Consider the following 7,843-nt stretch of genomic DNA (forward strand, 5'->3'; position numbering starts at 1 on the left):
GGATAGTCGTAGCGGAAATAGTTCAGCATCTCCTCGGTCCGCACGGCCGCCTGCGGAACCTGCTGTCCGGTTCTCAGAAGCCGGCGGACATTCGAATAGCTGCCGGTGTCGACGTCGATGCCGAAGGTCGAGACCGGCGCCTGCGCGACCGCCTGCACCGTGGCGACTTCGGGCCCCGCATAGCGTTCCCGATTCTCCCTCATCTTCGCTGATCCCACGATCGTGACCGGGCTCGGGCTCGTGAGGTTGGGTCGGGCGACGCGCGAGCCCGTGACCGCGATCTCGGCATTGACGCCGGAGTCGGCGGAGACCGGAGGAGGAGGCGGCGGGGGCGGCGGAGGCGGAGGGGGCGGAGGCGGAGGCGGGGCCGACAAGGGGTAGCCGACCGAATAACCGCGCTGCGCAGCCCGGTCCTGCTCCCGGAAGCGGTCGATAAACGGCTTGCAGATCCGATCGCCGTCTGCCGCCGCGGGGCGAGCCGCCGCTATGACCGGTGGGCTCGTCGCAGGAGTGGCAAGGACAAGGGCCGCGACGAGCAGCAAGCGGACGATGTGCATGTCGAACGGCTCCTTCCACAAAGAAGGTTATATTATCACATCTGCCGGTTGGGACAATCGCCTGCTCACCATCGTCGGGCCCTGCGGCAAAGCTGCAACACCCGCCCTACCGGCAAAGCTTTACCCTTGAGCCGAGGCTCCCGCCACAATGACGGATCCTCCCCTGCTCAGAGCGCAGCGAAATCGACCGGCGCGTGCCGGTCAACGCGCTTCGACCGGTCCTGCATCGGATATTTCAGGCCAGTGGCGCAATTGAACAGCACCACCCGTTCGCTGGCGGAGACGCGCCCTTCCGCCCGCGCCTTTTCATACGCCGCAAGCGTGGCGCCGGTCTCGGGGCAGAGCAGGAGACCGTCCTCGCTCGCCGCCTCCTCGACGGCAGCGGAGAGCTCCGCGTCAGACACCGCCATTGCGAAGCCGCCGCTCTCCCGCACCGCGCGCAGGATGAGGAAGTCGCCGACGGCTCTGGGCACGCGAATCCCGGCCGCGATTGTGCTTGCGCCGTCCCAGCGCTCGGCATGCTCTTCGCCGTCGTTGAAGGCCTTGACGATCGGCGCACAGCCTTCCGCCTGGACCGCGATCATGCGCGGCCGTTCGGAGCCGATGAAGCCGAGTTCCTCCAGCTCCTGGAAGCTCTTCCACATGCCGATCAGGCCGGTGCCGCCGCCGGTGGGGTAGAAGATCACATCGGGCAACGTCCAGCCGAGCTGCTCGGCGAGCTCAAGGCCCATCGTCTTCTTGCCCTCGATCCGGTACGGCTCCTTCAGCGTCGACATGTCGAACCAGTGGCCGGCCGCGGCGCCCTCGCCGACGATCTTGCCGCAATCGTCGATGAGACCGTTTACCCGATAGACGCGGGCGCCCTGGAGCGCGATTTCGCGCACGTTGATCTCGGGCGTGTCGTCCGGGCAGAAGACGATCGTCTCGATGCCTGCCTTGGTCGCATAGGCCGCAAGCGCTGCGCCGGCATTGCCGTTAGTCGGCATCGCGATCTTGGTGACGCCGAGCTCCTTCGCCAGCGACACGGCCATCGCCAGGCCGCGCGCCTTGAACGACCCCGTCGGAAGCCGACCCTCGTCCTTCACCAGCAGCTCGCGGGAGCCGTGCCGCTTCGCGACGCGCGGGAGCGGCACGATCGGCGTCATCGCTTCGCCGAGGCTGACGACGTTCGCCGCCCTGCGGACGGGCAGCAGCTCCCGGTAACGCCAGAGATCGGGACTGCGCTCGGAAAGCGTTTCGCGCGACAGCGCGGCGCGGACCGCCGCCAGGTCATAACGGACCAGCAGCGGCCGCCCGACGCGGGAGAGCCCTTGCAGGCGATCCGCCTCGTAGCGCTCGCCCGTCATCGAGCATTCGAGATGAGCGACGAAGGTCTCGCGCTCGGCCGAGAGATTGCCGTTCCAGGCCGCCGTCATGAAGGTGCGTAGGCTAGCTGCGTCCGCCGCTGCCGCTGTTCTGGCCGCCGGTGCGGCTGTCCTCGTTGCGGTTGTCGCGTTGCTTCTTGTCGCCGCCTTTGTCTTCCTTCTGCCACTGGTCGAAATCGCCCTTCTTCTTGTTGTCGGTCATGCTGATCTCCTTGTTCGAAGGGTCAACAACCGGCGCGGCAATCGTTTCCCTGTCAGGCGGCGCGGGAACCGATCGCCTTCTGGCGGCGGCGCTGGACCGAGGATCCGAGCCCGATCGCTTCGCGATATTTCGCGACGGTCCGCCGGGCGATGTCGAAGCCCTTGGCGCGGAGCAGATCGACCAGCTGGTCATCGGAGAGGATCGCGGTGGGGCTTTCGGCTGCGATCAGCGCCTTGATGTGGCTCTTCACGGCCTCGGCCGACACGGCATCGCCGCCCTCGGAGCTCTGGATACCGCTGGTGAAGAAATATTTGAGCTCGAACAGGCCGCGGTCGCAGGAGAGATATTTGTTCGAGGTGACCCGGCTGACTGTGGATTCGTGCATCCCGATCGCTTCCGCCACGGTTCGGAGCGTCAATGGGCGGAGATGGGCGACGCCGTTGCGGAAGAATCCGTCCTGCTGTTTCACGATCTCGGTCGAGACCTTGATGATCGTCCGCGCGCGCTGGTCCAGCGCCTTCAACAGCCAGTTGGCGCTGGCGAGGCAATCTGACAGCCAGGCTTTCGACGCCTTGTCCTGAGGTCCGCTCGAAAGCTCGGTGTAGTAGCTGCGGTTGACGAGGAGCTTTGGAAGCGTGGCGCTGTTGAGCTCGATCGCCCAGGCATTGCCGCGCCGGGCGACGAACACGTCGGGCACCACCGCATCCACCCGGTCGCCATGCGAGAATTTGCAGCCCGGCTTCGGATCATACGCCCGAAGCTCGCGTATCATGTCCGCTAGGTCCTCGTCGTCCACCCCGCAAATGCGCTTTAGGGCGGAGAGATTGCCGCGGGCGAGGTAATCGAGATTGTCGATCATCCGCGCCATTGCAGGATCGTAGCGGTCGGCTTCCTTCGCCTGCAGCGCCAGGCATTCGGCGAGCGAACGCGCGGCGACGCCCGGCGGGTCGAGCCGCTGGATGACGCCGAGTACCCGCTCGACATCGTGCAATGGAGCGCCGAGCCGGTGCGCGATCTCGAGCAGGGAGCCCGCGAAATAGCCGGTCTCCTCGATCTGCTCGATGATCTGCCGGGCGATCATCATGTCGGCGTCGCTGAGGCAGGCGCCGGCCTGGCCGAGCAGATGCTCGTGGAGCGACACGCCTTCGCTTTCGAAGCCGTCGAAATCGAGGGCCTCGCCCCCGCCGGTGCCAACTCCATCCATGCCGAGGCCGCCGTCGAGGCCGCGAAGGCTGTCGGCGGCGCTGTCCTGGTGGAAATCCTCGCTGTCATAGTCGATGTCGAGCGGGGCATCCTGTCCGGCATCGCCGGACTGGACGAGGATGTCGATCGTCGCCGGCTCCTCGCTTTCCGAGAGAGGGAGGTCAGGCTCGGCGGGCTCCGAATGCGCCTCCTCGTCGCCGCCGCCGCTGTCGAGCAGGGGATTGCGCTCCAGCTCCTCGGCGATGAAGCTGTCGATCTCGAGGTTCGAAAGCGCCAGCAAGCGGATCGCCTGCTGGAGCTGCGGCGTCATCACCAGCGACTGGCTTTGCCGAAGGTCGAGGCGAGGACCGAGCGCCATTGCGACTACAATTCGAAACTCTCGCCGAGGTAGAGCCGGCGCACATTCTCGTCGGCGACGAGCGCTTCCGGGCTGCCGGCGAACAGCACCTGGCCATCGTAGATGATGCAGGCGCGATCGACGATGTCTAGCGTCTCGCGAACGTTATGATCGGTGATGAGGACGCCGATGTCGCGCTGCTTCAGCTGCTTCACGAGATCCCGGATGTCGGAGATCGAGATCGGGTCGATGCCGGCGAACGGCTCGTCGAGCAGCATGATGGTGGGATCCGCGGCAAGGGCACGCGCGATCTCGCAGCGCCGCCGCTCGCCGCCGGAGAGCGCCATTGCGGGGGCGTCGCGCAGGTGCTCGATATGGAATTCGCCGAGCAGCTGTTCGAGCCGCTCCGCGCGGACGCGGCGGTTGGGCTCGGCGACTTCCAGAACGGCCATGATGTTCTGGGATACGGTAAGGCCACGGAAGATCGAGGTTTCCTGCGGCAGATAGCCGAGGCCGAGGATCGCGCGCCGGTACATCGGCAGGCCGGTAATGTCCTCGCCGTCGAGCAGGATGCGGCCGCTGTCGGGTTTCACCAGGCCCATGATCGAATAGAAGCAGGTCGTCTTGCCCGCGCCGTTGGGACCGAGGAGACCGACCACCTCGCCGCGATTCACCCCGAGCGAAACGTCGTTCAGCACCGACTTCCGATCGTAGGACTTGGCGATCGAGACCACCGACAGGCCGCGCGAGACCTGCCCGAAGGCGGATTCCCGATCCGTCCGGCTGATGGTGGCGCTGTCGTTCACTTAAGTCCCCTTCCCGAACGGGAATTTAGGCGAAGCGGGGCCTCGCCTCAACTGGCAAGATTCCTGCATGAGCCGGCGCTCCCGGTCGAGCCCAATTCGACCCAAGCTGCTGGATTTGAGGGGAAGCGTTGCTTCTCAGTTGTTGCGCTGGGGAACCGTGAAGCGGCCCGTGACACGGCCTCCGCCTTCGCCGGTTCCCGGCGCGGAGCGGGCGCCGCCGTCCATCACCGCACGGCCGGTGTCGAGATTGAGGACGAGCCGGGCGCCGTTCACCCGCGATTCGCCGCGGGTGAGGGTGACGTTGCCGAGCATGGTGATCAATCGGCTCCGGAGGTCGTAGATCGCAAACTGCCCCTGCGCCGTTTCGGACGGGCTCCTGACGGTAACTCCACCGCTCGCATCGATCCGTTCGATCTCGATTCCGCCGGCGTTGGAATAAGCGACGGTGACCCTGGCCGCGTTCATCGTCAGGTTCGCCTGTTTGGCGACGACATTACCCGAAAATATGGCGCGATCGGCGCGGTCCTGGACCTCGATCCGGTCCGCGGCGACATCGACGGGAGCGCTGGTATTGTGGCCTTTGAGCGCAGAGGTCCCCTCCTGCCCCACGGCCGGCGCAACGAGCAGGATGGCCGCCGCGGCGGCGCCGAATGCGATGCTGGCGGTCCTCATATTGCTCATCTGATCGCGCCCTGCTTGATATGCAAGCGTGCCCGCCCCGTCAGCACCACCTTCTTTTGCGGCAGATCCGCCTGGAGCTTATCGGCGGAGAAGCGACCGAGCGGCATCGTGCCATCGACGCGTCCCCTGCTTTCCAGCTGCTGGGCGTTAAGATCGACCGCTACGTCGCGCGTCTCCAGCCTGTATCCGTCGGCGGCGGCAAGCTGGATCGCGCCGATAATGTCCACCTTCTGGGCCTCCATGTCGTAGCGCCCCTTACCGGCCCGGAGAGTAGCCGGGCCATTGTCGAGCCCGATCTCGGCCGACATGCCGAGGATATCGACGATCTTCACCTGCGAATTCGGTTGCACCGCCGACGATGCATCGAGGGTGAACGGCCGCCCCTTATTGTCCTGCCCGCGATAGCGCGCCGCCTCGACCCGCATCCGCTCCTTGGCGACCTCGACCTTGTTCTTGTCGAGGATGAAGCTGATGTCGCGGCCCTTCTGGAGCGGCGCCAGCGCCAGATAGGCGAGCAGCACGCCGATCGCGGTCGGCAGAAGGATCTTCAGCAGGCGCACCAGGAAATCGTGCACCCCGCCGGGAGCGGCCCAGCCCTGCTTGCGGACCCGCTCCTTCACCGCCGCCTCAGACATGGGCGAAAATGTCTTCCTCCGGCCAGCCGGCCAAATCGAGCAGCGCCCGGTGCGGAAGGAAATCGAAGCAGGCCTGGGCAAGCGCCGTCCGCCCTTCGCGCTCCAGCCGCTCGTCGAGTTTCGTCTTGAGCGCATGCAGATAGCGCACGTCGGAGGCCGCATAATCCTTTTGGGGATCGCTGAGCTCAGGCGCCCCCCAGTCGGAGGTTTGCTGCTGCTTGGATATCTCCTGGCCCAGCATCTCCTTGATGAGCTCCTTGAGCCCGTGCCGGTCGGTATAGGTGCGCACGAGCCGCGAGGCCGTCTTCGTGCAGTAAACGGGCGCTGCGATGATCCCCATATAGGCCTTGATCGAAGCGATATCGAAGCGGGCGAAATGGTAGAGCTTCAGCCGCTCGGGATCGGTGAGCACCGCCTTGAGGTTGGGAGCCGCATAGTCGCTGCCCTTGCGGAAGCGGACGAGATGCTCGTCGCCGCGGCCGTCCGCGATCTGCACCACGCACAGACGGTCGCGGCCGAGCTGGAGCCCCATCGTCTCGGTGTCGACGGCCACGGGACCCGGTGCAAGAACGCCTTCGGGAAGGTCTTCTTCATGAAAATATACGCTCATCCGACCCCGCATAAGGCCAAGCCCGCGGCGCCTCAATGGCTGACGCGAGCGATGGCTCTACGAGCATCGCCGCTGCGCCGGCAAAACCGCTCGCCGCCGCGATAGTTTTAGGCTATAGGAGTCGGCGGTATGCGCATTTTTCGCGCACGGAGCCGTTTGCGCACGAAGCACGGCGCAGTGGTTTGAGGTCACAGGGGCGCTGGAAGAGTATTGCAAGGCATGAGTTTCGACAGAGGGCGCCGCGGGGATCGCGGCGGGCGCGGCAGAGATAAGCGCGACGGTTTCGGAGAAGATAGCGGCGGCAGCAGTTACGGCGGAGACCGGGGCGGTTTCGGCGGCGGTGGCGGCTATGGCGGCGGCGGCTACGGCGGCGGCGGTGATCGCTTCGGCGGTGGCGGCGATCGCTTCGGCGGCGGCGGCGGCGACCGATTCGGCGGCGGCGGTGGCGGCGGCTATCGCGGCGGCGGCGGTGGTGGCGGCTTCGGCGGCGGTGGCGGCGGGTTCCGCGGCGGCGGCGGCGGTGGCGGCGGCATGCCCCCCCAGGTCGTCGGCGAAGGCACGGGCGTCGTAAAGTTCTTCAACGCTCAGAAAGGCTTCGGCTTCGTGGTTCGCGATGACGGCGGCGAAGATGTGTTCGTGCACATTTCCGCGGTCGAGCAAGCGGGCCTCACCGGCCTGGCCGAGGGTCAGCCGCTCGGCTTCTCCCTCGTCGATCGCGGCGGCCGCATTTCGGCGACCGACCTCAAGATCGAAGGCGAGCCGATGGCCGTCCAGGAGCGTGCTCCGCGCGACGATCGGGGCGGACCGGGCGGCGCAGGCGGCTTCGGCGGCGGCGACCGCGGTGGGCCGCAGCGCCAGCTGACCGGCGAGAAGGCTTCGGGCACCGTCAAGTTCTTCAACGCGATGAAGGGCTTCGGCTTCATCAGCCGCGACGACGGCCAGCCGGACGCGTTCGTCCACATCTCGGCAGTTGAGCGGGCCGGCATGGTCTCGCTGAACGAAGGCGACCGGCTCGAATTCGAGCTGGAAGTCGATCGCCGCGGCAAGACGGCGGCGGTGAACCTGGCGCCACTCCAGTAAGCTTCGGCTTCCCGGACAACAAAAGAGCCCGGCCGCGAAGCGCGCCGGGCTTTTTCGTGTCAGACGGATATCAGGCGGGTGTCAGGCGGCATCGTGGAAGAGGGTCTGGCGCTGCAGTCCGCGCGTGACCATGCCGGCGCCGCGCGTCGTCGCCTCGGCGAGCGGCAGCGCCGTCGAGCAGAAGCCGCATTCGGCCGAAACACGACCGACATACCAGTGCGTCCGTCCGCATCCCGGGCAGTGGTTGACCTGGTTTTCGCGGTAGACGACGCAATAGCCGCGGTGCGACGGATCGTGGGCGAAGTTCTCGCCTGAACTCTGGACGATTGACCTCAACATACAAGCTACCTTCTCGACAATGCCCGCCG

The 7,843-nt window shown here is 66.4% G+C and carries 9 protein-coding genes and 1 pseudogene; 1 reads left to right on the forward strand and 9 read right to left on the reverse strand.

Annotated features, from left to right (window positions below; genetic code table 11):
• The 8 genes from VF662_RS06110 to VF662_RS06145 form a co-directional block, all read right to left on the reverse strand.
• Positions 1 to 557, reverse strand: a 557-nt coding sequence (locus VF662_RS06110) for a VWA domain-containing protein (RefSeq protein WP_464138910.1), incomplete at its 3' end; no start/stop codon positions are given.
• Between the two features lie 167 nt (positions 558 to 724).
• Positions 725 to 1,972: a threonine synthase gene (locus tag VF662_RS06115; RefSeq protein ID WP_464138911.1), complete on the reverse strand. Its 1,248-nt coding sequence runs from the start codon at positions 1,970 to 1,972 to the stop codon at positions 725 to 727.
• Positions 1,973 to 1,985: 13 nt separating this feature from the next.
• Positions 1,986 to 2,123 (reverse strand): hypothetical protein, encoded by a 138-nt coding sequence (locus VF662_RS06120; protein ID WP_464138912.1) that lies wholly within the window; start codon positions 2,121 to 2,123, stop codon positions 1,986 to 1,988.
• A 52-nt stretch (positions 2,124 to 2,175) separates the two neighbouring features.
• Positions 2,176 to 3,684 carry an RNA polymerase factor sigma-54 gene (gene rpoN, locus VF662_RS06125; protein ID WP_464138913.1) on the reverse strand — a complete coding sequence of 503 codons (1,509 nt, stop codon included), beginning with the start codon at positions 3,682 to 3,684 and terminating at the stop codon, positions 2,176 to 2,178.
• Positions 3,685 to 3,689: 5 nt separating this feature from the next.
• Positions 3,690 to 4,469, reverse strand: a complete 780-nt coding sequence (gene lptB, locus VF662_RS06130) for an LPS export ABC transporter ATP-binding protein (protein ID WP_464138914.1) — start codon at positions 4,467 to 4,469, stop codon at positions 3,690 to 3,692.
• 135 nt (positions 4,470 to 4,604) lie between these two features.
• Complete coding sequence (locus VF662_RS06135; RefSeq protein WP_464138915.1) at positions 4,605 to 5,150, reverse strand: LptA/OstA family protein; 546 nt, start codon at positions 5,148 to 5,150, stop codon at positions 4,605 to 4,607.
• Positions 5,147 to 5,785: an LPS export ABC transporter periplasmic protein LptC gene (lptC, locus tag VF662_RS06140; RefSeq protein WP_464138916.1), complete on the reverse strand. Its 639-nt coding sequence runs from the start codon at positions 5,783 to 5,785 to the stop codon at positions 5,147 to 5,149. The genes VF662_RS06135 and lptC overlap by 4 nt, the downstream gene beginning before the upstream one ends.
• Positions 5,778 to 6,395 carry a ribonuclease D gene (locus VF662_RS06145; protein ID WP_464138917.1) on the reverse strand — a complete coding sequence of 206 codons (618 nt, stop codon included), beginning with the start codon at positions 6,393 to 6,395 and terminating at the stop codon, positions 5,778 to 5,780. Before VF662_RS06145 ends, lptC begins: the two co-directional genes overlap by 8 nt.
• Positions 6,396 to 6,614: 219 nt before the next feature.
• Here VF662_RS06145 and VF662_RS06150 point away from each other — a divergent pair, with 219 nt between their 5' ends.
• Positions 6,615 to 7,475, forward strand: a complete 861-nt coding sequence (locus VF662_RS06150; protein ID WP_464138918.1) for a cold-shock protein — start codon at positions 6,615 to 6,617, stop codon at positions 7,473 to 7,475.
• Between the two features lie 81 nt (positions 7,476 to 7,556).
• On the opposite strand, the pseudogene VF662_RS06155 reads toward VF662_RS06150, so the two are convergent.
• Positions 7,557 to 7,843 (reverse strand): annotated as a pseudogene (locus VF662_RS06155) (hypothetical protein); the annotation flags it as partial.

It is taken from the genome of Allosphingosinicella sp. (genome assembly GCF_036387215.1).
Classification (GTDB): Bacteria; Pseudomonadota; Alphaproteobacteria; order Sphingomonadales; family Sphingomonadaceae; genus Allosphingosinicella.

Excerpts from the sequence above, each read along its gene's own strand:
- VF662_RS06115 (WP_464138911.1), bottom strand. The coding sequence starts at position 1,972 with ATGACGGCGGCCTGGAACGGCAATCTCTCGGCCGAGCGCGAGACCTTC.
- VF662_RS06120 (WP_464138912.1), bottom strand. The coding sequence starts at position 2,123 with ATGACCGACAACAAGAAGAAGGGCGATTTCGACCAGTGGCAGAAGGAA.
- rpoN (WP_464138913.1), bottom strand. The coding sequence starts at position 3,684 with ATGGCGCTCGGTCCTCGCCTCGACCTTCGGCAAAGCCAGTCGCTGGTG.
- VF662_RS06135 (WP_464138915.1), bottom strand. The coding sequence starts at position 5,150 with ATGAGCAATATGAGGACCGCCAGCATCGCATTCGGCGCCGCCGCGGCG.
- lptC (WP_464138916.1), bottom strand. The coding sequence starts at position 5,785 with ATGTCTGAGGCGGCGGTGAAGGAGCGGGTCCGCAAGCAGGGCTGGGCC.
- VF662_RS06145 (WP_464138917.1), bottom strand. The coding sequence starts at position 6,395 with ATGAGCGTATATTTTCATGAAGAAGACCTTCCCGAAGGCGTTCTTGCA.
- VF662_RS06150 (WP_464138918.1), top strand. The coding sequence starts at position 6,615 with ATGAGTTTCGACAGAGGGCGCCGCGGGGATCGCGGCGGGCGCGGCAGA.